Source organism: Sorangium sp. So ce1335 (genome assembly GCF_051521615.1).
Lineage (GTDB): Bacteria > Myxococcota_A > Polyangia > Polyangiales > Polyangiaceae > Sorangium.
Genome location: NZ_CP150363.1, coordinates 2,617,585 through 2,639,541, shown reverse-complemented (window position 1 = coordinate 2,639,541; position 21,957 = coordinate 2,617,585). Strand labels below are relative to the sequence as shown.

General features: G+C 70.9%; 17 protein-coding genes. 13 read left to right on the top strand and 4 right to left on the bottom strand.

The genetic code is table 11. The features are described from left to right. The first annotated feature begins 35 nt into the window (after nucleotides 1-35). Together WMF24_RS09835 and WMF24_RS09830 are read left to right on the top strand one after the other, a co-directional pair. Nucleotides 36-638 (top strand): hypothetical protein, encoded by a 603-nt coding sequence (locus WMF24_RS09835; RefSeq protein ID WP_437736117.1) that lies wholly within the window; start codon nucleotides 36-38, stop codon nucleotides 636-638. Continuing rightward, nucleotides 536-2,644, top strand: coding sequence for a right-handed parallel beta-helix repeat-containing protein (locus WMF24_RS09830; RefSeq protein ID WP_437736116.1), 2,109 nt, complete (start codon nucleotides 536-538; stop codon nucleotides 2,642-2,644). Before WMF24_RS09835 ends, WMF24_RS09830 begins: the two co-directional genes overlap by 103 nt. A gap of 203 nt (nucleotides 2,645-2,847) precedes the next feature. On the opposite strand, the gene WMF24_RS09825 is transcribed toward WMF24_RS09830, so the two are convergent. Continuing rightward, nucleotides 2,848-3,831: a glycosyl hydrolase 53 family protein gene (locus WMF24_RS09825; protein ID WP_437738786.1), complete on the bottom strand. Its 984-nt coding sequence runs from the start codon at nucleotides 3,829-3,831 to the stop codon at nucleotides 2,848-2,850. 759 nt (nucleotides 3,832-4,590) lie between these two features. On the opposite strand from WMF24_RS09825, the gene WMF24_RS09820 reads away from it, so the two are divergent. From WMF24_RS09820 to WMF24_RS09790, 7 genes are all read left to right on the top strand, one after another. Next, complete coding sequence (locus tag WMF24_RS09820) at nucleotides 4,591-4,962, top strand: hypothetical protein (RefSeq protein ID WP_437730021.1); 372 nt, start codon at nucleotides 4,591-4,593, stop codon at nucleotides 4,960-4,962. Beyond that, entirely contained in the window at nucleotides 4,959-6,458 is a 1,500-nt protein-coding gene (istA, locus tag WMF24_RS09815; RefSeq protein WP_437730020.1) for an IS21 family transposase, read from the top strand. The genes WMF24_RS09820 and istA overlap by 4 nt, the downstream gene beginning before the upstream one ends. Beyond that, nucleotides 6,445-7,251, top strand: coding sequence for an IS21-like element helper ATPase IstB (istB, locus tag WMF24_RS09810; RefSeq protein WP_437730019.1), 807 nt, complete (start codon nucleotides 6,445-6,447; stop codon nucleotides 7,249-7,251). The genes istA and istB overlap by 14 nt, the downstream gene beginning before the upstream one ends. Before the next feature lie 904 nt (nucleotides 7,252-8,155). After that, nucleotides 8,156-8,893, top strand: a complete 738-nt coding sequence (locus WMF24_RS09805; RefSeq protein WP_437738785.1) for a TetR/AcrR family transcriptional regulator — start codon at nucleotides 8,156-8,158, stop codon at nucleotides 8,891-8,893. 19 nt (nucleotides 8,894-8,912) lie between these two features. After that, nucleotides 8,913-9,338: a VOC family protein gene (locus tag WMF24_RS09800; protein ID WP_437736115.1), complete on the top strand. Its 426-nt coding sequence runs from the start codon at nucleotides 8,913-8,915 to the stop codon at nucleotides 9,336-9,338. A gap of 57 nt (nucleotides 9,339-9,395) precedes the next feature. After that, on the top strand, nucleotides 9,396-10,217 hold the full coding sequence (locus tag WMF24_RS09795) for an AraC family transcriptional regulator (RefSeq protein ID WP_437736114.1): 822 nt from the start codon (nucleotides 9,396-9,398) through the stop codon (nucleotides 10,215-10,217). Between the two features lie 8 nt (nucleotides 10,218-10,225). Beyond that, complete coding sequence (locus WMF24_RS09790; protein ID WP_437736113.1) at nucleotides 10,226-11,278, top strand: alpha/beta hydrolase; 1,053 nt, start codon at nucleotides 10,226-10,228, stop codon at nucleotides 11,276-11,278. Nucleotides 11,279-11,400: 122 nt separating this feature from the next. Here the strand turns inward: WMF24_RS09790 and WMF24_RS09785 are convergent, their stop codons facing one another. Next, nucleotides 11,401-11,526, bottom strand: coding sequence for a hypothetical protein (locus WMF24_RS09785; protein ID WP_437736112.1), 126 nt, complete (start codon nucleotides 11,524-11,526; stop codon nucleotides 11,401-11,403). A 432-nt stretch (nucleotides 11,527-11,958) separates the two neighbouring features. Here WMF24_RS09785 and WMF24_RS09780 point away from each other — a divergent pair, with 432 nt between their 5' ends. After that, complete coding sequence (locus WMF24_RS09780) at nucleotides 11,959-12,297, top strand: hypothetical protein (RefSeq protein ID WP_437736111.1); 339 nt, start codon at nucleotides 11,959-11,961, stop codon at nucleotides 12,295-12,297. Between the two features lie 279 nt (nucleotides 12,298-12,576). Here WMF24_RS09780 and fbaA read toward each other — a convergent pair whose 3' ends face one another. Then, nucleotides 12,577-13,650 carry a class II fructose-bisphosphate aldolase gene (gene fbaA, locus WMF24_RS09775; RefSeq protein WP_437736110.1) on the bottom strand — a complete coding sequence of 358 codons (1,074 nt, stop codon included), beginning with the start codon at nucleotides 13,648-13,650 and terminating at the stop codon, nucleotides 12,577-12,579. A 624-nt stretch (nucleotides 13,651-14,274) separates the two neighbouring features. Here fbaA and WMF24_RS09770 point away from each other — a divergent pair. After that, the gene (locus WMF24_RS09770) at nucleotides 14,275-17,487 is read left to right on the top strand and encodes a glycoside hydrolase family 97 catalytic domain-containing protein (RefSeq protein ID WP_437736109.1); all 3,213 of its coding nucleotides are present in this window, start codon (nucleotides 14,275-14,277) and stop codon (nucleotides 17,485-17,487) included. A 95-nt stretch (nucleotides 17,488-17,582) separates the two neighbouring features. Then, nucleotides 17,583-17,993: a nuclease A inhibitor family protein gene (locus WMF24_RS09765; RefSeq protein WP_437736108.1), complete on the top strand. Its 411-nt coding sequence runs from the start codon at nucleotides 17,583-17,585 to the stop codon at nucleotides 17,991-17,993. A 19-nt stretch (nucleotides 17,994-18,012) separates the two neighbouring features. Here the strand turns inward: WMF24_RS09765 and WMF24_RS09760 are convergent, their stop codons facing one another. Continuing rightward, the gene (locus tag WMF24_RS09760; RefSeq protein ID WP_437736107.1) at nucleotides 18,013-19,146 is read right to left on the bottom strand and encodes a DNA/RNA non-specific endonuclease; all 1,134 of its coding nucleotides are present in this window, start codon (nucleotides 19,144-19,146) and stop codon (nucleotides 18,013-18,015) included. Between the two features lie 166 nt (nucleotides 19,147-19,312). Here WMF24_RS09760 and WMF24_RS09755 point away from each other — a divergent pair, with 166 nt between their 5' ends. Continuing rightward, on the top strand, nucleotides 19,313-21,754 hold the full coding sequence (locus tag WMF24_RS09755) for a TonB family protein (protein WP_437736106.1): 2,442 nt from the start codon (nucleotides 19,313-19,315) through the stop codon (nucleotides 21,752-21,754). Nucleotides 21,755-21,957: the final 203 nt, after the last annotated feature.

Genomic DNA, 21,957 nt, shown 5'->3' with positions numbered 1-21,957 from the left:
TTGCCCGGGCGGAGCGCCCCGCAGGCGGGACCGCTGTGAGCGCGGGCGAGGGCGGCAGGGTGAGCGAGGGCGCGGTTGCCGGCGGCGGCGCGGGAACGAGCGGGATGGCTGGCGGCGGCGCGAGCCCGGGCGGCTTGGCCGGCGGCGGCGCGAGCCCGGGCGGCGGCGCTCGCTGGGTCGACCGCAGGGCGTACGCGTACGCCGTGACGGCAGGGTTCGTGCTCCTCATGCTCGCCCCGCTGTTCCGCCGCCCGCCCGTCGACAGCTTCCCGCTGTCGACCTACCTCATGTTCTCGCGGGGTCGCCGCGACGCCAGCACGACGGTCGAGCGCGCCGTCGGCGTCGACGCCCGGGGCGGGCGGCGGCCGATCCCCTCGCGCCTCGTGGGCAGCGAGGAGGTGCTCCAGGCCAAGGCCACACTGGCGCACAGCATCCGCCAGGGCGCCAGCGCGGCGCGCGCGCTCTGCCGCGGCATCGCGGCGCGCGTCGCCGAGCAGGCCGGCCACGCGGACATGGCTGCTCTGCTGCATCGAGGATGCCTGCGCCCGATCGCGCGGGCCGCTTCCAGCTGTACGACCGGGTCGTGCGCCGCCGGATCGAACAGCAGCTCGGACGTCTCCACGGCGGCGCCGCAGTAACCGAAGCTCCGCTCGCCGGGCAGGTGGGCGTGACCAGGGCGGCCGTGATCGTAAACTTACCACCTGAGGCGACTCTTCGATCCCTCGATGAAGAAGTCGAGCGACCCGTGATTGATCGAGAGCGCTCCGGTACACGGAGACAGGGACGACGGGTTCCCGATGTCCGTCGCGGGCAGGAAGGAGAGCTCTATCTCAGACGCGATGATCGCGCGACGCGCACCTCGCCCTGGGAGCCCCCTCGGCGCAAGACCGGCCATGATATCGAACGCTTCTTGCTGGCGACGTCTCTCCCTCGCGAGGCTACACCGATGAGCATGAATCGAAAGCAGTCTCTGGCGGCGACCTCGACGACCGCGGGCCTCTTCGTGCTGCTGGCGACCGGACACGCGCGTGCGGCGGAGCACTACGTGGCGCCGGACGGCAGCGATTCCAATCGCGGGAGCATCGGCGAACCGTTCGCCACCCTCTCCAGGGCGAACAGCGCCGCCGCCGCCGGTGACACCATCTGGGTGCGCGGCGGCACCTACGACATCACGACCCAGCTCGTCCTCTCGAGGAGCGGCACGTCGGATGCCAACCGCACCAAGATCTGGGCCTACCCCGGTGAGAGGCCGGTGCTCGACGCGTCGAGGTATGTCACCAGCAACCGGGCCGTCGATGTGCCGGTGGTCCTGGTGACCGGAAGCTGGATGCACCTTCGAGGGCTCGAGATCGGCAACGCGAAGGTGGGCAGAAGCGGCGACCACTCGTACTCGCTGCTCCGCACCAAGGGCTCCAGCAACAACGTCTTCGAGCTGCTCCACCTCCATCATGGCTTCGGGCCCGGCCTGTTCATCGATGGAGGCGAAGGCGGCAACCTCGTCCTCAACTGCGATGCGCACGACAACTACGACCAGAACGGCAGCCAGGGCGACGGCCAGAACGGAGACGGCTTCGGGGTCCATTACCAGCGGACGGGTCCCGGCACGATCATCCGGGGATGCCGTGCGTGGAACAACTCGGACGATGGCTACGACTACATCTCGCAGGAGGTGCCGGTCATCACCGAGGGCAGCTTCGCCATGTCGAACGGCCGGGGCAGCGAAGGCAACGGCAACGGGTTCAAGGTCGGCAGCAGCAAGACGGGCGTCCGGCACATCGTGCGGAACAACGTGGCCTGGAAGAACAAGGCCGCGGGCTTCTACGCGAACCATTCGTCGGGCGGCAACACCTGGCTCAACAACACCGCGTACAACAACGGGACCCAGTACAACATGCTGGCGAGCCCGCCCGACGACAGCAGCCAGACGATCATCTTGACCGGAGCGCTCGCGCACATCATGCGGAACAACATCGGCTTTCCGAACAAGAACTCGAACATGGGGGGCGTCGACACCGCGTTCAACACCTGGGACCTGGACATCACGGAGACGAGCGCGGCCTTCGAGAGCACGTCCGACGCCGGTTGCACCGGCCCCCGCGAGGCCGACGGCAGCATCCCCTCCGCGTGCGTGTTCATGAGGCTCACGACCGAAAGCGCCTTGATCGACAGGGGCACGGACGTTGGGCTTCCGTTCGTCGGCTCGGCGCCGGACCTCGGAGCGTACGAGCTCGGCGCCCAGCCGACCGCAGGAGCGGGCGGCGGCTCGGGCACCGCCGGCGGCGGCACGGGCGGCACGGCAGCCCATGGAAGCGGCGGCGACGGGTCCGGTGGCGCGGTCGGCGCCAGCGGTGGAGCGGGCGCAGCTGGTGACGCTGGCCAGGGTGGCGCTCCGGGTACCGGCGGCTCCCCGGAAACCGTCGGCGCCACCGGCGGCGCCGACGGCGAAACGGGAGGCCGCGCCGGAGCCGCAGGGATCTCGGAAGACGACAGCTCCGCGGCGGGCTGCGCTTGCGCCGTCACTCCCGACGACGCCGCCGCCGGCACCGGCGGGTTCGCGTTCGTCGCGCTTGCCTCCGCGCTCGCCGCGCGCTCTCGAGATCGGAGGGCGGCGCGACGCGAGGGCGGCCGGCAGCCGAGGTTCTGATCAACGAGCCCGGAGGCGTGGACCGGTGCGTCGTCGCCGGCGGACCATCGAGCGGCGGCTCGTTCTCCTGCGCGCGGTGCGTCTCCGAGAAGAACAGCGCACCGAGCTCGGCGACCCAGACCGGCCCCTCGACGACGTCGAGCATGCAGATGGGGGCCGAAGACGCGGTCCGCGAGCCACGTGACAGGCCCCCAACAGCACGGCTACTGGCACGTCGTTCCCTGGAGCGCTTCGGGAGGGGTCGACGGTACGGGAAGCCCATAGGACTCGGCCAAGCGCGCGTACGCGGCCATGTTCGCGTTGGTCGTATACGTATTGTCGCTGAAGTCAAACAGCCTGCGATCGCCATACGCCGTCGGCTCCCAGAGGAACGTACCCCGGCCCATCTGGTCCGGGAAGTCGTGCATGACGGAGTTGATGAGATCCCTGCGGTTGTCGGTATACTCGCAGCTCATCACGGGCAGCTTGTACTCGTTGATGATGTACCCGAACTCCTCCCTCCAGTCCTGGCCGTTGTTGGTGGTTCCGTAGGTCGAGCCGCAGATTCCGTCCACGTCGATAGGCGGATTGTTGGTCAAGTGCGCGTCCACCCACGGGCGGAAGTTGCCGTCGGGTCGCGGTCGACCGTGCTGCGCCCACACGATGATGTTCGGGTCGGTCTCGCGCACGGCCCGAATGCCCGCGTTGACGAGGCCGGAGAAGTTGGCCCAGTTGCTCATGGACACGCCCGACATGCGTGAGTTAGTCTCGTTGCCGACCTGGACCATGTCCGGCTTCACGCCAGCCGCCACCATCTCATCGAGCACACCTTTTACGTGGTCGTGAGCGGCCTCCTGCATCTGTGAGGGGTTCATCCCAGCCCAGGCGGACGGTACGTTCTGGTGACCGATGGACGCCCAGGTGTCGCTCATGTGAAAGTCGAGGAACAGGCCCATTCCGCAGGCTTTGACCCGCTTGGCCATGGCGATGGTGTGAGCGGTGTCGCAGAAGGCCTCCGTCGGGCGAGCGCCCGAATAGAGCTCCGAGGTATAGCCTCCCGGACAATCCGGACACACGAAAGTCCGGAGTCGAACGAAGTTGAACCCGTTATCGACCAAGATCCTCTCGATGGATCTGGTCTGGCCCTTGTCTCGGTAGCGCCGACCAAGCGACTCCTGTTCGAGGGTCCATGAGATATCGGCCCCCAGGATATACGGAGGGTTGAAGATCTCGCCGGTGCCGGAACCGGCGCCGCCGCTCCCCGAGGCACCACCGCTCGTGCTGGTCCCGCCGGCCTCCCCCCCACCCGTGCTCGCCGCACCACCCGAGCTCGAGGTCCCGCCGGAGCCGGTGGACCCGCCGGAGCCGATGGCCCCACTGGAGTGTAGACGGCCACCCCGATCCGCAGATTTGTGACCCTCGCGTCGTTACGCCTGGGGCGAGCGCCGGCGGCCGGGAAGTTCGCCAGCGCGAGGGGCGGCGGTAGAGATCGCGCCCAAGCAGCGCGCCGAAAAGACGAAGGCCCTGGGTAGCGACCAGGGCCTTCCGGGGATCGGCGACAGACCGATGTTCGGCCTGTCTCGCACGACCCAGCCGCCGAGGGCAACTTCTCGGCGCGCTCGTCCGGGGACTCGTGCAAGGCAGCTTCCGGCTCGCCCGTTGTGGGCTCTGCGCCGCCATCTTCTTCGTCTGCGGGCGGTGTGATCGAGGGCAGATGTACTGCGGCAGCGGTTGCCGCGACGCGGCTCGCCAGCGGGCCCAGCGCGCGGCGCGGCTGCGGCACCAGCGCTCCCCCGAGGGGCGCCTCGATCACCGCGATCACCAGCGTGCCTACCGCGCCCGACAAGGCCGGCGCGTGATGGATACGGGTTCCGATAACTTGCCCCCGTCCGCCAGCGTGTGCCCGCGGGCCGGCGCGCCGACGTCGAGGGACGACGTGGCCGTCGCCGGCCCGCAGGAGTCGAGGGATGGACGAGCTGGTGATGACGATCTCCGCGACGCCGCGGGAGACGCGGGTGTTGCTGACGCAGGGGCCCGACGAGGTGATGAAGGCCCGGCTGCGGTCGGTGGCCACGCCGGCGCATCGGTTCGCCGGACCCATGCTGTGCGAGTCGATGGCGCTCTGGCACGATCAGAGGGTCCGCGCTGTCGTTTCTGCGGAGTCCGAGGACGTCTTGTTCGCCCTGGGTTTGTGCGACGGCCTCGGCGTCGCGCGCGCGACGCTTCACTACGTTGTCGAGCCTCTGTTCATGGACGCCCCGCCCCGCCGTGGTCAACGGCTGCCGGGGATCGGTAACTTCCGTGGCGAGCATCGCCTTCGCAGGAGCCTCGGTCGATGACGATCGACCAGGCCAAGGAGGCGGAGATCCGCCGCCTGCACTTCGCCGAGCACTGGAAGGTCGGCACCATCGCGACGCAGCTCGGTCTGCACCACGACACCGTCGAGCGCGTGCTCGGCCTCGGCAAGGGGGCGCGCTCGCTGCCCATCGTTCGCGACGCGGAGGCCGCGATGAGCGAGGTGCCTTTGCCGCTGCGCGGCTACGAGGCCTTCGTCATCGAGACGCTGACGCAGTATCCCCGGCTCCGCGCCACGCGCCTGTACGACATGCTGGTGGAGCGCGGCTACGAGGGCAGCATCCGCACGGTGCGACGGCATGTCCGGCTCGTGCGCCCGGCGCCTCAGAGCGAGGCCTTCCTCCGCGTCGAGCCGCTCATCGCCGAGCAGGCCCAGATCGACTGGGCCTATATCGGCAAGCTGTGCGTCGCGGGAGGCACGCGTCAGCTCTGGGCCTTCGTCATGGTCCTGTCGTACTCGCGCGCGATCTGGGGCGAGCTCGTGCTCGATCTGTCCGCGAGCTCGCTCCGCCGCTCGCTCGTGCGCGCGTGCTGCTACTTCGGCGGCGCGACCAGACAGTGGCTCTTCGACAACCCCAAGACCGTTGTCATCGAGCGCCACGGCGACGCGGTGCGCTTCCACCCGGACCTGCTCTCGCTCGCCGGGCAGCTCTGCGTCGCGCCGCGGCTCTGCGCCGTGCGCAAGCCGCAGCACAAGGGCAAGGTTGAGCGAGCGATCCGCTTCCTGCGCGACCGCTTCTTCGCCGCGCGGACGATTCGTGACCTCGATCAGGGCAACGCCGAGCTGCTCGCCTTCCTCGACGAGATCGCCAACGTGCGCCCGCACCCGCGGTGGCCTGAGCGGCGCGTCGACCAGGTGCTCGCGGAGGAAAGGACGCGGCTGCTCGCGCTGCCCGACCCGCTGCCGGAGACCGACCTCGTCGAGCCCGTGTCCGTCGACAAGACCGCCTTCGTGCACTTCGACGGAAACCGCTATTCGGCGCCGTCGATCCACCACGGCAAGACGCTGACGCTCGTCGCCAGTGACAGGACCGTGCGGCTCTCGGACGGCAGCACCGAGGTAGCGCGGCACGCGCGCTGCTGGGGACGACGCCAGATCATCGAGGCGCCCGAGCATCGTGCCGAGCTGCTCGACCACAAGCGCGCCGCGCGCGAGGCCAAGGGGCGAGATCGGCTCGGCGCCGCGATCCCCGGCTTCGAGATCCTGCAAGCGCGCTGGGTCGAGGCCGGTCGCAACGTCGGCTTCATGACCGCCAAGGCCCTGCGCCTTCTCGACCTGTACGGCGTCGAGATCCTGGGCGCTGCGGCGCGCGAGGCCATCGCCCGCGGCACCCACGATCCCGGCGCCCTCGCCGTGCTCTGCGAGGAGCGCCGCCGCGCCGCCGACGGCCCCGTCCCCATCGACATCGATCTCGGAGCCCACGTCCCCGATCGCGACGTGATCCCCCACGACCTGGAGTCCTACGATGCCCAACGATGACGTCGCCGAGCTGATTCGCTCTCTCGGCGTACGCGTGTCGCGCGAGGCGCTGCTCGCGCTCATCGCGCACGCCACCACGGCGCGCCTGTCGCCGGTGCAGACCTTCGAGGAGCTCGCCGCCATCGCCCGCCGCGAGCGCGCGGAGCGCAACCTCGCCGCGCGCGCCAAGGCGGCGACCCTCGGCGCCTTCAAGCCCCTTGAACGCTTCGACTGGAACCACCCGCGCACGATCCAGCGTGAGCTCGTCGAGGAGCTGATGACCCTCGACTTCATCGCCAAGGGGCACAACGTCCTGCTCCGAGGTCCGAGCGGCGTCGGCAAGACCATGCTCGCCCAGAACCTCGGCATGCTCGCGCTCCAGCGCGGCTACACCGTGCGCTTCACGACGCTGTCGGCCGCGCTCGCCGATCTGCTCAAGCAGGAGTCGCTGCCGGCCCTGGAGCGGCGGCTGCGGAAATACACGGCCCCGTCGCTGCTGATCCTGGACGAGATCGGCTACCTGCCGTGCAGCCGTCAGTCCGCCGACCTGCTCTACAACATCATCAGCCGCAGGCACGAGAGCCGCTCGCTCGTGCTGACGACGAACTTGCCATTCAAGCAGTGGAGCACGGTGTTTCCAGGCGCGGCGTGCGTCTCGGCGCTGATCGACCGCTTCGTCCAGCACTGCCACATCCTCGACATCGATGCCGACTCGTGGCGGCAGAAGGAGTCGCTGGCCATGAGCGAGGCGCGCTCCAGGCCGAGGGCGGAGGCCGCAGAGCCGCCTGCGCCCGCGGCAACGAAGCGGCGCTGACCCGGGCGAGATCGGGTCAGATTTCCGCGGCGCCCAGGGTGAGATTCCCGCGGGCGCCGCGGTCATTTCTCTGCGGACGCGAGGGTCACGTTTCCGCGGATTGTCGCGGTCAGATTCCTGCGGATTTTCGAGGCCATCTACACACTGGAGCCCGTGGCCCCGCCGGAGCCGCCGGATCCGACCGAGCTGGAGGTGCCGCTGGTTCCGTTACCTCCTGTGCCGCCGTCCTCCTCTCGGGGTGCACCACTGCACCCCAGTCCGACGAACACGAGGGCGGTGGCCGTTGCTGCCGATAAGCAAGTTCGCATGGAATGATCCTTTCGGCGGGCGCCGGACACGAGTCGGCCCGCGGGCAACCCCTCGTCCTGCGACGGCTCACCTGTCAGGCGTGCTCGGCGGTCGAGGTTCGATTGACCCCTTCCAGGTTGCTCGAGCGGATCGGACTCAATCACCAGAGTCTCGACCACGGTGCATTTCTTGGAAGCTCGAACATTTCGCAGCGCGCGAGAACATGCGCTCGCGCGCTGCGCTGGAGGGCCGTGCGCCTCCTCGACGCGCACCCCACCCCTGATTTACCGGGATCACCGCAGATCCACGCACACCCCTGGGCCGCCGTCCTCGTGCGCGCCGACGCACCCGCTGCCGCGGCCGCTCCGGATGCGAAACACCTGCTCCACGCACCGAGGTAGCGGCCCCTCGGCTTCTGGTTCGACTCGAGCAGGCCCGACCTGCTCGACGCGCCGCCTCCTCGTCTCTCCCTGCTCTTCGAAGGAGGGGCCTGCGCGACCTCGACGGGATGGGCCTGGGCAAGGCGCACGCGAAAAACGATACCGTGCGGTTCCGGAACTTGACAGTTTCGGAACTGTACGGTATCGATATGTCCAGAGATCGAGAGGCAACGGGAATGACTCGGAAGGATGGCGATTCCGTCGAACTCCAGCCCGCGCAGCCCGGGCGAAAGCGAGACCCCACGCGCGACGCTGAGATCCTCGACGCAACGCTCGAGGTCCTCGCGGAGGTGGGCGCTGCGGGCCTGACGATGGACCTGGTGGCCGCGCGGGCGGGAGCCGGGAAGGCGACCATCTACCGCCGCTGGACCTCGAAGGCGGAGCTGGTCATCGACGCCGTCGCACACATGAAGCGCAAACAGGTGGCTCTCGAGCACCTGCCCGACACGGGCACGCTCCGCGGAGACCTCCTCGGCCTGTTCAAGCCGCAGTCGATCGAGGAAGGCGAGCGCAAGCTCAAGATCATGACGGGGCTCGCCTCGCTGCTCTCGCAAGAGCAGGCGCTCGCCGAGGCAGCGAACAGCGCGGTGGTCCAGCCGTGGGCCGAAGCGCATTTCGCCCTGATGCAGCGAGCCATCGCGCGCGGCGAGATCTCGGCGTCCGCCGACATCCGCACGCTGTCTCAGGTCATCCCGACGATGGCCGCCTACCGCGCCTTGGTCCAGCGCAAGCCGTTCGACCTGACCTTCCTCGTGTCCATGGTCAATGGCGTCATCCTACCGGCCCTCCGGAATCTGCCCTCCGACGTGCCACCAGGCTCGACAGGTCACCACCCCGATCACGCTGCCTCCCTCAGCGGCAGATCCCCGTCGCGCGGACGGACCGCGAGCGCGCGGACACGCTCGAAACCATGAACCTGCACAGGAGAAAGCCATGACCGTGAGCGTCACAAACCACCTCAATTTCCGTGGCAATGCCCGAGCTGCGCTGGAGTTCTACAAGTTCGTATTCGGCGGTGACATCACCATCGTGACCTACAAGGACGCACAGAACGTCCAGGATCCATCGGATGCCGATCAGGTGATGTGGGGCCAGGTCGCTGCCAGGAACGGCTTCCGGGTGATGGCTTACGATGTGCCTTCCGGCACGCCATGGGATCCAGGCAAGAACGCGTTCTTCGTCTCGGTCCGAGGCGACTCGGCCAAGGAGATCACCGAGCTCTGGGAGAAGCTCTCTGCTGGCGCGACCGTCGCGCAGCCTCTGGCGCCGTCCGGATGGGCGCCCCTCTACGGGATGCTCAAGGACCGCTTCGGCATCACCTGGGTCCTGGATGTCGCCACGGAGTACAAGGCCCCCTGACCGCGGATCCGCAGTTTCGGTCAAGCCCGGCCGTTCGTCGCGGTCTACACAGGGAGCATGACCAGATCGAGAACGCTGGAGGAACACCGGCTGCGGATCGCGCGCGCGGTCGAGCACCTCGAGACGCACCTCGACGAGCCGCTCGACGTCGCCTCGCTCGCGCGCGTCGCTTGCATCTCCGAGTTCCACTTCCACCGCGTCTTCCGGGCGATCGTCGGGGAATCCGCCATGAGCCACGTGCGCCGATTGCGGCTCGAGCGCGCGGCGCGGCAGCTCCGCACGAGCGACCGCAAGGTGATCGAGATCGCGCTCGAAGCGGGCTTCGAGGCCCATGAAGCCTTCACGCGGGCGTTCTCCTCGCAGTTCGGCGTCTCGCCGTCCGACTACCGCCGAGCCCACGCGCGCGCGGCCTCCCACGCCCCGGTCTCGCCGCCACCGTCGTTTGCGCGCGTCGAGACGCGCGAGCCCGTCGCCGTGCTCGCGCTGCGGCACGTCGGCGCGTATTCGGATGTCGGCGCCACGTGGAGCGCGCTCCACGCGGCGGCCTCCTCGCGCGGCCTCGCCGGCGACGCCTACGGGCTGTGTCACGACGATCCCGAGGTCACCGATCCCTCCCGCTTCCGCTATGACGCCTGCCTCGCCGTCGGTGCCGTCGATCCGTTCGGTGAGCTCCGGTCCCATACGATCGCGGGCGGCACCTACGCCGTCGGCATCCATCGCGGGAGCTATTCGTCGCTCGGGGAGAGCTACGGGCTTCTCACGCGCTGGGCGCTCGAGCGTGACCTCGCGGTCGCCCCGGACGCCTCGGTCGAGCGGTACCTCGCCGCGCCGGGGAGCGCGCCCGGAGCGGTCATCGAGATCGCATTGAGGATCGGATGAGGAAGCGCATGACGTTGTTCCTCGTCTCCGCCGGCGCGGCCGCGGTCGTCGGGCTCGCTCTCTTCCTCGGGTTTCGATGGCTGACCGGGCGCGCGATGTTCGAGCCCGGCACGGTCGCCGAGCGCGCGCGTGCGGCGGGCGAGCCCCTCGATCCTCCGGGAAGAACGGCCGATCGCTTTCGCGTCACCGAGCACATCGAGCTCGCGCACGACACCTTCGGCGCCGGCGTCGAGCACCTGCTCTTCGTGCACGGCGGTCCGGGATTCCCCCCGCGCGGCCGGCCGCGCGCGCTCGAGATCGCCGCCCGCAAGTACACGGTGCACCTCTACCATCAGCGCGGCGTCGGCGGCTCCACGCGCCCGTTCGCGCGCGCGCCCGAGGGCTCCTTTTACGAGCAGCTCGTCGCTGTCGAGTCGAAGCTCGGGCTCGCCGCGCAGATCGCCGACATCGAACGCATCCGCCGCTCGCTCGAGCGCGAGCGGCTCGTGCTCGTCGGCCATTCGTTCGGGGCGCTCGTCGCCGCGCTCTACGCCGCCGAGTTTCCCGACCGGGTGCGCGCGCTCGTGCTCGTCTCGCCCGCTCCGCTGCACGTCATGCCCGGCGACGTCGATCTCTTCGCGCTCGTGCGCGGTCGTCTACCGGACGCGGACCGCGCCGCGTTCGACGACTACATGCGGTCGTACTTCGATCTCCCTGCGGCGATGGCGCTCGACGAGGGAGCGCTCTCCCGGCATTACGGGCGACTCCGATCGTTCTATGCCCGAGCCGCTGGCATGGCCGAGCCGGAGAACGGAGGTGATGCAGGCGGCTTCATGACCCTCGCGACCTACGCGAGCCTCGGACGGCGACACGATTGGCGCGATGCGTTGAGGCGGGTCACCGCGCCGGCGGTCGTGATCCACGGCCGATCCGATATGGCGCCGGAGTCCGCGACGCGCGATTTCGCGTCGACCCTCTCTCGCGCGGAGGTCGTCGTCGTCGACGCCGCGCACTTCGCGCTGGACGAGGCCGCCGAGCCCGTCGCTGCTGCGATCGACCGGGCGGTCGGGATGGCGCGCTGAACCGGCCGCACCGGCCGGCAATCATTCGCCGAGGGCCTCGATCCTCTTCTGACCGTAGCGCTCCCCGAACTCGCGCTGGGCGGCGAGGTTGAAGTGGTACTCCCTGCGATGGGAGCGCCGCGTCACGATGCGCCTTCGTCCGTCGTCTCGGCGAACGGCTCGCACACGACATAGAACGTCTTCCCTGTCGGGTGGATCGCGAGCGTCCCGAAGCGCTTGCAGGCGAAGCACTCGTGAGCATCCGTCATCTCATCTTCCTTCCGCGGACAGCGCACCTGCCGTGACCTGACGCCATCGCCCTCGACCTCCAGCCACGCCAACCGCTCCGGTGCATCAAGACGACAACCCATGGCGCCCTCCTCCCCCGGCCCTCGGCCGATGAGAGGTACGACTGCAATCACCGAGCCACACGCGGGCGAGCCACAGCGCAGTCCGGCCCGCCGTCTTGGCCATACGCGCCCCACGTCATCCTGCCGTGTCACGGGGCCTCGCCCTGTCCCTCCCTCGCGCCCTGACGGCGAGGACGTCGCGCGCTGGCGGTGGATCCAGCCAGAGCGGCGCACGCGCTGCGCGAACACGCATCCGCTGCACCTCGCGCGGCCCCGTCGCCCGCGCGCCCGCCTCCGCCTCGGCGCTCCGGATGGCGCGCCTCTTGCCGCGACCCTCCGGAGGGGATCACGATGGCAGACTGGCTCATCACGGTGCTGGCGGCGGGCGGGGGCGCCCTCGCGCTTGTCGTCTCCGCACGACGCTGGGTTGCCCGGCGGCATCACCGCGCCTCGGAGGCCACCCTTGTCTGCCCGCGGACAGGCTCCCCGGTGCGGTGCCTTCTCGTCACCGACGAGCGCTCGGGGGAGCACGTCGAGGTCGCCCGGTGCTCGCGGCTCCCCGGCGGGCGGCCCACGTGCGATCAGGACTGCGTGAAGCTCCTCAACCTCGGCATCCGACTCGCGCCCTTCGACCCGGGACGCCGCGACGAGCGCTCCGCCGAGCCGCCGGGCGGCCGTCCCGTGCCCTGATCGCCCCGCGCGTCGCCGCGCGCGCCGGCCGCGCAAGGCGTGCGCCGTCGCGCAGCCCCTGCATCGCGCCGCGCGCCCCGCGGCCGTCGTCGCCGGAGAGCCGTCGCCGGCACATCGTATGCTCTCGCGCCCGGATCATGGCTTTGCCCCGCTCGCTTCACGCGGCGCACTCGTCGCCGTCGTGAGCCCGGCGCCGCGGGCGGCAAGGCAGCGCGCGCGGGAGGGCGCGTCGCGCCGGCGCCGCCCGGCGGGGCGGGCGGGCCGGCGCGCTCGCCGCGCTCAGAAGTCGAACTTGTCGAACGAGTTCAGGTCCTTGCACGCGTCGACGAGGCGCGCCGCCACGCCCTTCTCGCCGAGGTGGAGCCAGCCGCGCGGGTCGATGTACTTCTTGTTGGGCTTGTCCTCGCCCTCGGGGTTGCCGAGCTGCGACTTCAGGTAAGCGCCCTTGTCGTCCATGTACTTCTTGATGGGCTGCGTGAAGGCCCACTGCGTGTCCGTGTCGATGTTCATCTTGATGACGCCGTAGGACACCGCCTCGCGGATCTCCTCGCGCGACGAGCCGGAGCCGCCGTGGAACACGAAGTCGACAGGCTTCGCGCCCGTCTTGCGCTCCTTCTGGATCACGTCCTGGGAGTTCTTCAGGATGGGCGGGCGGAGCTGCACGTTGCCCGGCTTGTAGACGCCGTGCGTGTTGCCGAACGACGCGGCGACCGTGAAGTTGCCGATCGGCTTCAGCGCGTCGTACGCCGCGAGGACCTCCGCCGGCTGGGTGTACAGCTTGGCGTTGTCGATGCCGCTGTTGTCGACGCCGTCCTCCTCGCCGCCGGTGACGCCGAGCTCGATCTCGAGCGTCATGTTGAGGGCGGCCATCTGCCGCAGGTACTTCTGGCAGATCTCGAGGTTCTCGTGGAGCGGCTCCTCGGACAGGTCGAGCATGTGCGAGGAGAACAGGGGCTCTCCGTTCTTCTCGAAGAACTTCTTGCCGTACTCCAGCATGCCGTCGACCCACGGCAGCAGCTTCTTCGCGGCGTGGTCCGTGTGGAGGACGACCGGCACGCCGTAGGCCTCCGCCAGGTTCCGCACGTAGTGCGCGCCCGCGATCGCGCCCGCGATGGCGGCCTTCTCGCCCTTGTTGTCCAGGAACTTGCCGGCGAAGAAGTGGGCGCCGCCGTTCGAGAACTGGATGATGATGGGGCTCTTCGCCTCTCGCGCCGCCTGGAGGGCGGCGACGGTGCTGTGCGAGCCGATCACGTTCACGGCCGGCAGCGCGCACTCGACGCTCTTCATGTACTCGAACAGTTCCTGAAGAGCGGAACCAGTGATCACGCCGGGCTTGAGCTTCATCTTGGACATGGCAGTTTGAATCCTTGTTCCTTGCTCGGGTTTCCGCCGAGCATGCAACGCGGCAACGGAAAGCGGAAGGGTGGATCGGACCCCAGGGGCAGGCGCGTCCGGTACCATCGCCAAAGCCCAGGGAGCAAGCGGATTCTCCCGTTCGGAAGCTGGCAGAGTGAAGCGTCGCGTCACCGCCGATGAGGTGCTGCGGGAAGAAGCCGCCTGGAAACGTCCCTGAGATGTCAAGCGCAACCTCTGCGGCGGGGCCCAGGCAGCACAAAAGCCCTTTGGATTCAACGAGTTAACACGACCCAGGCGGGCGGCTGACGATTGACGCCGCCCGGGAGGTACGCCATGTCGCACGGACACCCCATGACCACCTCATGCGCAACGATCGCGAAAAGGGTTCGCACTCGGGTCGCCTGGCTCGGCCTGGTTGCGTCGCTCCTCCCGCTGGCGGCCGGCTGTGGTGATGACGAGCACAGTCCACCCAAAGGCACCGGCGGCGGTCAGAGCGCTGGAGGAGGCGGCGACGGCGGACTGGGCGGCGACGGTGGCCAAGGCGGCCTGGGCGGCCACGGCGGCCTGGGCGGCCACGGCGGCCTTGGCGGCGGCGGCGGGGCGCCGGGCGAGGTGCAGCGTGTGACGTCGCCGGGCGGCGAGATCGTCGTGACGTTCGACGTGGAGGACGGCGTGGCCTCCTATTCGGTCGAGCGCGCGGGCAGGGCCATCCTTGCCGACTCCGCGCTCGGCCTCGACCTCGGCGACCTCGGGCCGCTCGGCCGCGGCGTGCGCATCACCGGCGTCGATCGGCGGACCGAGGACTCGACATGGCGCCCTGTGTGGGGCGCCGCCTCCGAGATCCGCGAGCACTACAACGAGCTGACGGTCCACCTCGCCTCGGACGCCCCGGCGCGGCGCCTCGACATCGTCTTCCGCGTCTTCGACGATGGACTGGGCCTCCGCTACGTCATCCCCGAGCAGGACGGCCTGAGCGAGCTCACGGTCACCGCCGAGGACACGGAGTTTCGCTTCGCCTCGGACGGCACCGCCTGGTGGACGCGGGCCGATTTCGAGGGCGACGAGTCGCTGTACAACCGCGGCGCGCTCAGCACGGTCGCGAACGCCAATACGCCCATGACGGTCCAGCTCGCCGAGGACCTCTATGTGGCGCTCCACGAGGCCGATCTCGACGACTACGCCGCCATGACCCTGGAGGCGCTGCCGGGCGTCCCCCACGCGTTCCGGAGCGGGCTGGTGCCGGCGCGGAGCGGCCCGGAGAGCACCGACGTCAAGGCGCGGGTCGCGCTCCCCTTCGAGACCCCGTGGCGCACGCTGACCATCGGCACCGGCGCGGGGCGCCTCATCGAGTCGCACCTCATCCTCAACCTCAACGATCCTTGCGCCATCTGCGACGGCGACCTGTCGTGGCTGCGGCCGGGCAAGTACGTGGGCGTCTGGTGGGAGATCCACAAGGGCCTGTCCACGTGGGAGCCCGGCGAGCACGTCGGCGCCACCACCGAGAACACGCAGCGCTACATGGACTTCGCGAGCGAGCACGGCATCCCGTTCGTCCTCGCCGAGGGCTGGAACCAGGGCTGGGACGGCGCGTGGACCGACATGGATTACACGGCGCCGAACGACCGCTTCGACCTCGAGGAGGTCGTCGCGTACGGCGCGGCGCGCGGGGTCGGCTTCGTCGCCCACATGGAGACAGGCGCCAACGTCGACGGCTTCGAGGCCCAGCTCGACGAGGCGTTCGCGCTGTACGAGTCGCTCGGCATCCACGCCATCAAGACGGGGTATGTCGGGAACATCCCGGGGTATCACCATTACAGCCAGCGCATGGTGAACCATTACGCCGAGGTGGCGCGGCGGGCGGCGGACCACGGGATCATGGTCAACGCGCACGAGCCCATCAAGCCGACCGGGGAGGAGCGCACGTATCCCAACTTCATGAGCCGCGAGGGGGTGCGCGGCATGGAGTACGAGGCCTGGAGCGACGGCAACCCCGCCTCGCACACGCTGACGGTGCCGTTCACCCGCATGCTCGGGGGCCCTGTCGACTACAACCCGGGGATCTTCGAGATCCTCTGGGCGCCGGAGAAGATCCCCGAGAGCCCCTTTGCGGGGAACCCGCCCGCCCGGGTGCACACGACGCGCGCGCACCAGCTCGCGCTCTACGTCATCCTGCTGAGCGGGCTCCAGATGGTGACCGACATCCCCGAGCACTACGAGGGGCGCCCCGAGCTCGCCTTCCTCTCGCAGGTGCCGGTGACCTGGGACGAGACCCGCGTGCTGAACGCCTCGATCGGCGAGCACATGACGATCGCGCGCCGCAGCGGCGACGCGTGGTACCTCGGCAGCGGCACGGACGGCACGCCGAGGGCGCTCCGGATCCCGCTCGATTTCCTCGGCGACGGGACGTTCGTCGCCGAGACGTACACGGACGACGCCGAGGCCCACTACGACGCGCGCCCCGAGCTCGTCGCGCGCAGCCGGTTCCTCGTCACGTCCGCCGACACGCTCGTCGCGGCCATGGAGTCGAGCGGCGGCCAGGCCGTCCGCCTCCGCCCGGCGACGCCCGACGATCGGGCGACCCTCGAGGCCTACCGGCCGCCGAGCTACGCCGTCGAGAGCGTCACCGTGCCGGCGCAGGTCGTGAGGGACGACGTCGTGCTCGTGACCGCCGAGGTGACGAACACAGGCAACCTCGTGGGCGGCGAGACGATCGGCATCACCGTGGACGGCGCCTCTGTCGACGCGCGCCTCGTCCGGATCAACGCCGACGCGACGGTGACGGTCGCCTTCGAGATCCGGATCTCCCAGCTCGGCGAGGTCGGCGTGGCCGTCGGCGACGCGGCGCCGGTGCTCGTGACGGTCGTCCCGCCGGACGCGGCGCCCCCTTCGCCGGTCGATCTGCGCGTCACGGACACGAGCGCCGACACCATCGAGCTCGCCTGGGAGCCCACGCCCGAGGCTGTCGCCTACCGCGTCTACCGGCACCTGCCGGGCGGGCTGTACGGCGACACGGCGCACGCGGAGGTGGACGGCGAGCTGACGACGTTCTCGGACACCGGGCTCACCGCCCACCAGACCTATTCGTACATCGTCCGCGCCGTCTTCGCGGATGGGACCGAGTCGCCGGCGTCCAACGAGATCGTCCAGGCGGCGACCCCGCGGCTCGTGGCCGTGACGTTCCGCGTCTCGGCGCCGCTCGAGACGCCGGCGATGTCCGCGATCTACGTGCCCGGCAGCATCGACGCGCTCGGCCCGTGGAACCCGGGCCTCGTCCCGATGACGCACACGGGCGGCGGCCTCTGGCAGACGACGATCGACATCCCGGAGGGGACCGAGCTCCAGTACAAGTACGCCCGCGGCACCTGGGAGCGCGTGGAGTGGTGGGGCAGCATCACCGGCGTCACGAACCGCGCCGTCGCGATCCCGATCGGCAGCGCCGGGCAGGTCGTCGACAACACCTCGACGGCGTGGGACGACGGCGCGATCCCCGACACGCAGAAGGGGATCCGGTTCTGGCGCGATCCGCTGGTGGCCGGCACCGCGCCGGCGGACGGGGCCGTCATCGCCGGGGCGCCCGCGATCGAGATCGGCTTCTCGCGCGACGTCGATCCGCCGGACGCGGGCGGCTACGAGGCCGCGGTGCAGGTGGCGCGCGACGGCGAGCCGGTCGCCGGCGCCGTGGACGAGGTCGCGCCGGGCAGCCTCGTCTTCACGCCGGCCGAGCCGCTCGTGCCGGGCGACTACGAGGTGACGATCTCCCAGGTGAAGAGCGCGCTCGGCGTGGACAGCGTGCCGATGCAGGCGCCGTACGCCTTCGGCTTCACGGTGGAATGACCCGCCGCACGATGGAACACCCCTCCACCGCCACGTGAGACTGACCGCCCCACGGCAAGCGCGGGCTCGCCCGCCGAGCCCGCCAGGAGACCCACATGCAGGCCCAACCCGCGTCATCTGAAGAGCTCCTCGCCGCCCTCCAGGAGGCGGCGCAGGACCTGCTGTTCCCGAGCGAGTCCGACCACCCACTGCAGCCGGCCCGGTGGGGCGTCGACGCGTCATCGCCCGCCGCGCTGCTCGCGGCCGAGGGGCTCGCCGCGGACACGGCGGTCGAGGTCACGACCGTCGACGATTTCTTCGCGCCCGTGCTCGAAGCTCCCGAGGAGGCCGGCGAGGCGGCGCTCGCCGCGGCGGGGCGGTACCAGCGCCTCGTGGACCTGCTGGAGCGCCACCTGACCGATCTCCGCGTCTACCGCGTGGGGCGCGTGGACATCGACGTCCACGTCGTCGGCCGGCACCCGTCGGGCGCCTGGCTCGGCCTGAAGACGAAGGTCGTCGAGACGTGATCGACGGAGGGCGCGCCGATCAGCGGCCGCCGGTGGGCCCGTCGTCGGTGCGCGCCTCGAGCGCCCGCTGCACCGGCTCGGGGAGGGCCGTCAGGACGTCGTAGCCCGAGCGCCGCTCGATCTCGTCGACCGTCGTCCGGTACTTCCCCCAGCCCTCGTCCAGGATCCCCGTCGCGTTCGGCATCACCGCCGCGATGACCCGCGTCGACGGCCCGATGTCCTCCGGCCCCTGCCCTGGCTCGAGGACCACGGCGATCTTGAAGAAGGCGTCCGGCACGGCGACGCCCTTGCCGATGGTGGCCGGGCGCTCGGGCTGGTCGAAGAGGCCGCCGGCGACGAGGAACAGCACCCGCCGCTGCTTCTGCGCGAGCTCCTGGCACGCCTCCTCGAGCCGGAGCCACGGACCGGCGTTGAGGTCGTGGCGCTGCGGGAGGATGTTGGTGAGGAGGAACGTCGCCTTGTTGTCGTCGGGGGTCCGCGTCCGCTCCTCGGAGCGGACCATGTGGCCGCGATCGAAGCCGGAGCCCGTGTAGTCGTCGTGCTGGACGCGGTACCATCCGTCCGGCAGCGCGCTGTCGGTGAGGAACTTGCCCCGATGCCGGGGCGCGTCGCCGAACGACGCGGCGTCGAGCCGCCAGCTCACCCAGTTCGCCCCGTTCCTCGACCGGTTGTACGAGAGGGCGTACTGGGGCTTGATCATCAGGTGATCGTCGGACGCCGCGTCCCCGGTCCGCGCGCCCCTGGCTCCTGTGCGGGCGGGCACGCCGAGCTCGAGGTGGACGCTCGGCGCGGGCGGGCGCGAGGTCGGCGCGTCCTTCGTAGGAGCGCCCTTCGGCGCCGCGGTGCTGCCGGAGCGGCCGGTCGATGGCGACGGCTTCGAGGGGCGATCCCCGCCGTGATCGAGGCCGAGCTCCTTGAGGCCGCGCTCGAGCCCGCACTTGACCCCCGCTGCGCTGAGCCCGGTCACGGCCAGCGCGATGAGCACCTGGGCCCCCCGGGATTTCTGTTTTCGCTTCTTCGAGCCCACGTCAGCGCGTCCAGCCATCCACCTACGGCGGCGGCGGCACGCTACGGCAGCGACGGCGCGATCGTCCAGCGCGACGTCGGCGCGCGCGTGGAACGCGATGGGCGGCGACACGTTTCGCTTGAGCATGCCGCCGCGACTCTCCATGGTTTCCGGAGCGCCGATGGTGAGGCCGGAGGAGAGGGTCCTGCGACGCCGAGCCGCCCCCGGCTCCGCAGCCGAGGCACCGCCGCGCGCCCTGGGCGCGGCTCGGCGCTCCGCCTCGCTCGGCCGCCGCCGCGCCGTCGCTGCGGCCATGGCGCTCGGCGCATGCCTCCCCCTCGCCGACGAGGCCACGGCAGAGCCCGCCGAGGCGCAGCCCCCCGCGGCCGCGGAGCACCCCGCGGCCGCCGCGCAGCACCCCGCGGCCGCCGCGCAGGCGCCTCAGGTCACGATGCCGACGCCGCTCGGGCCCACGGACCCGCCCTACCCGCCTGGCGGCGTCGGCGATGCGACCGTGGTGCTCCGCATCACGGTGCACGCCGACGGATCGGTCACCGTCGTCGACGCCGAGGGCGACGAGCCGTTCGTGAGCGCCGCGGTGAGCGCGGCGCCGTCGTGGCGGTTCGAGCCCGCGCGCCGCGGAGGGCGGGCCCTCGGCGCGCGCATCCTGTTCCGCGTGACGTTCCGCGACCCCCGGGCGGCCGTGCCCGCGGCGCCGGCCGCGCCCGCCGGGCCGCCCGCCGGGCCCGCGCCGCCCGGCCCGAGCGCGGCGCCGGCGCCGCCCGCGCAGCCGCCGGCGCCCGTGGAGCCCATCGACGTCGTGGTCGTCGGCGAGCGCGCGGCGCCGATGACGACCTCGATGACCCGCGAGGAGGTGCGCCAGATGCCCGGCGCGTTCGGCGACCCCTTCCGCGCGGTCGAGGCGATGCCGGGCGTGACGCCCATCGCCTCCGGCGTGCCGTACTTCTTCGTGCGCGGCGCCCCCCCGGGCAACGTCGGCTACTTCGTCGACGGCGTGCGCGTCCCGCTGCTCTACCACGTGGCGCTCGGCCCCAGCGTGATCCACCCGGCGCTCGTCGAGCGCGTCGACCTCTACCCCGGCGGCTTCCCGGCGCGCTTCGGGCGCTACATCGGCGGCGTCATCGCCGGCGAGACGCGGGAGCCGGCGCGCCTGTTCCACGGCGAGGGCAACATCCGCCTGTTCGACGCGGGCGTCCTCGTCGAGGCGCCCTGGGCCGACGGCCGCGGCACCGCGCTCGTCGGCGGCCGGTACGCGTACCCGGGCGCGCTCCTCTCGCTCTTCTCGCCCGGCGTGGAGCTCGGATACTGGGACTACCAGGCCCGCGCCACCTACGACCTCTCGCCGTACGACAGGATCGGGCTCTTCGCCTTCGGGTCGCACGACTACCTCGCCCAGATCGAGGACGACGGCGAGACCGACGTCGTCCTCGCCGGCGACTTCCACCGGCTCGACCTCCGCTACGACAGGTTCTTCGCGCGCGGCGGCCGCCTGCGGCACGCGGTCACGCTCGGCTACGAGCAGAGCTCGAACCAGGACGGCGAGCGGGCCGGCCGCACGCGCCTCCTCGGCACGCGCGCGGAGCTGTCGGCCCCCGTCTCGGATCGGCTGACGGTGCGCGCCGGCGCCGACGCCCAGATCGAGCGGTACGACATCGACATCCGCGAGAACGACGGCGACTTCCCGAGCCGGAACGACATGGCGCTCGCGCGCCTGTTCACGAGCCGCGAGGACCTCGCGGCCGGGCTCTGGGCCGACGTCGTCGTGCGCCCGACGCCCTCGTTCGAGGTCGTCCCCGGCCTGCGGGGCGACCTCTTCGCGTCCGACGGCGCGACAGCGGCGACCGTGGACCCGCGGCTCGCGACGCGCCTGCAGGCGACGCCGGACGTCGCCCTGCTGAGCGCCTTCGGCGTGACCCACCAGCCGCCGAGCTTCCTCGGGGCGGTGCCGGGCCTCCAGGTGGGGGGCCTTCAGGGCGGCGCGCAGACGGGGCTGCTCGCGAGCGCCGGCGTCGAGCTCCGCCTCCCCGAGGGGTTCAGGGCGACGGTCACCGCCTTCCGGAGCGGCTTCTTCGACCTGAGCGACCCGCTCGGCAACCGGCCGCCGACCACCGACATCGGGCTCGCGCGGCGGGCGGAGCTGCGCGCGACCGGCAGCACCCACGGGCTGGAGATCCACGCGCACCGCAGCCTGTCGAAGCGGATCGGCGGGTTCGTTTCCTACACCCTCTCGCGCTCGGTCCGCCATGTCGGCCGCGAGAGCTTCGACTCGGCCTTCGATCGCCGCCACGTGCTCAACGCGGCCGCCGCGGTCGACCTGGGGCGCGGCTGGAAGCTCGGGGGCAGGGCGGTGTTCTACAGCGGCATTCCGATGACGCTCGATTACGACCTGTGGGGGAACGACGACCCGAACAGGCCGCGGCCGGGCAACGACGAGGATCGCCCCGACACGGAGGAGGACATCCGTCGCCGCGAGCGGCTCCGCGAGCAGGTCGCCCGGTACGTGCGCGGGCTGAACCTGCCGGAGCGGCTGCCGGCGTTCTTCCGGCTGGACCTGCGCCTCGAGAAGCGCTGGGTCTTCCGGGAGGGCCGGTGGATCTCCTTCACGGTCGAGGTGCTCAACGCGACCGCCGGGAAGGAGACGCTGCAATACGAATGCTCGATCGTGCGCGGCTGTGAGCCGGAAGAGCTCGGTCCCATCGTGATCCCCAGCATCGGCGGCGAAGCGAGCTTCTGAGCGCCATCGACGTTGGTGTGGGCCGCGGCGGTCGCCGCGAGCCGCGCCAGCGCGCCCGCGTCGCGCTGCGGCGCGCCGGAACCGCATGCCCGGACCCGGGTCGTGCTGAGCCCGCGACTACAGCACGATCGCAAAATTGCATATCGCCACACCGACAACGTCACGGCGGCGATGACGGCTCCTGGCCGAGACGGATCGCGAGG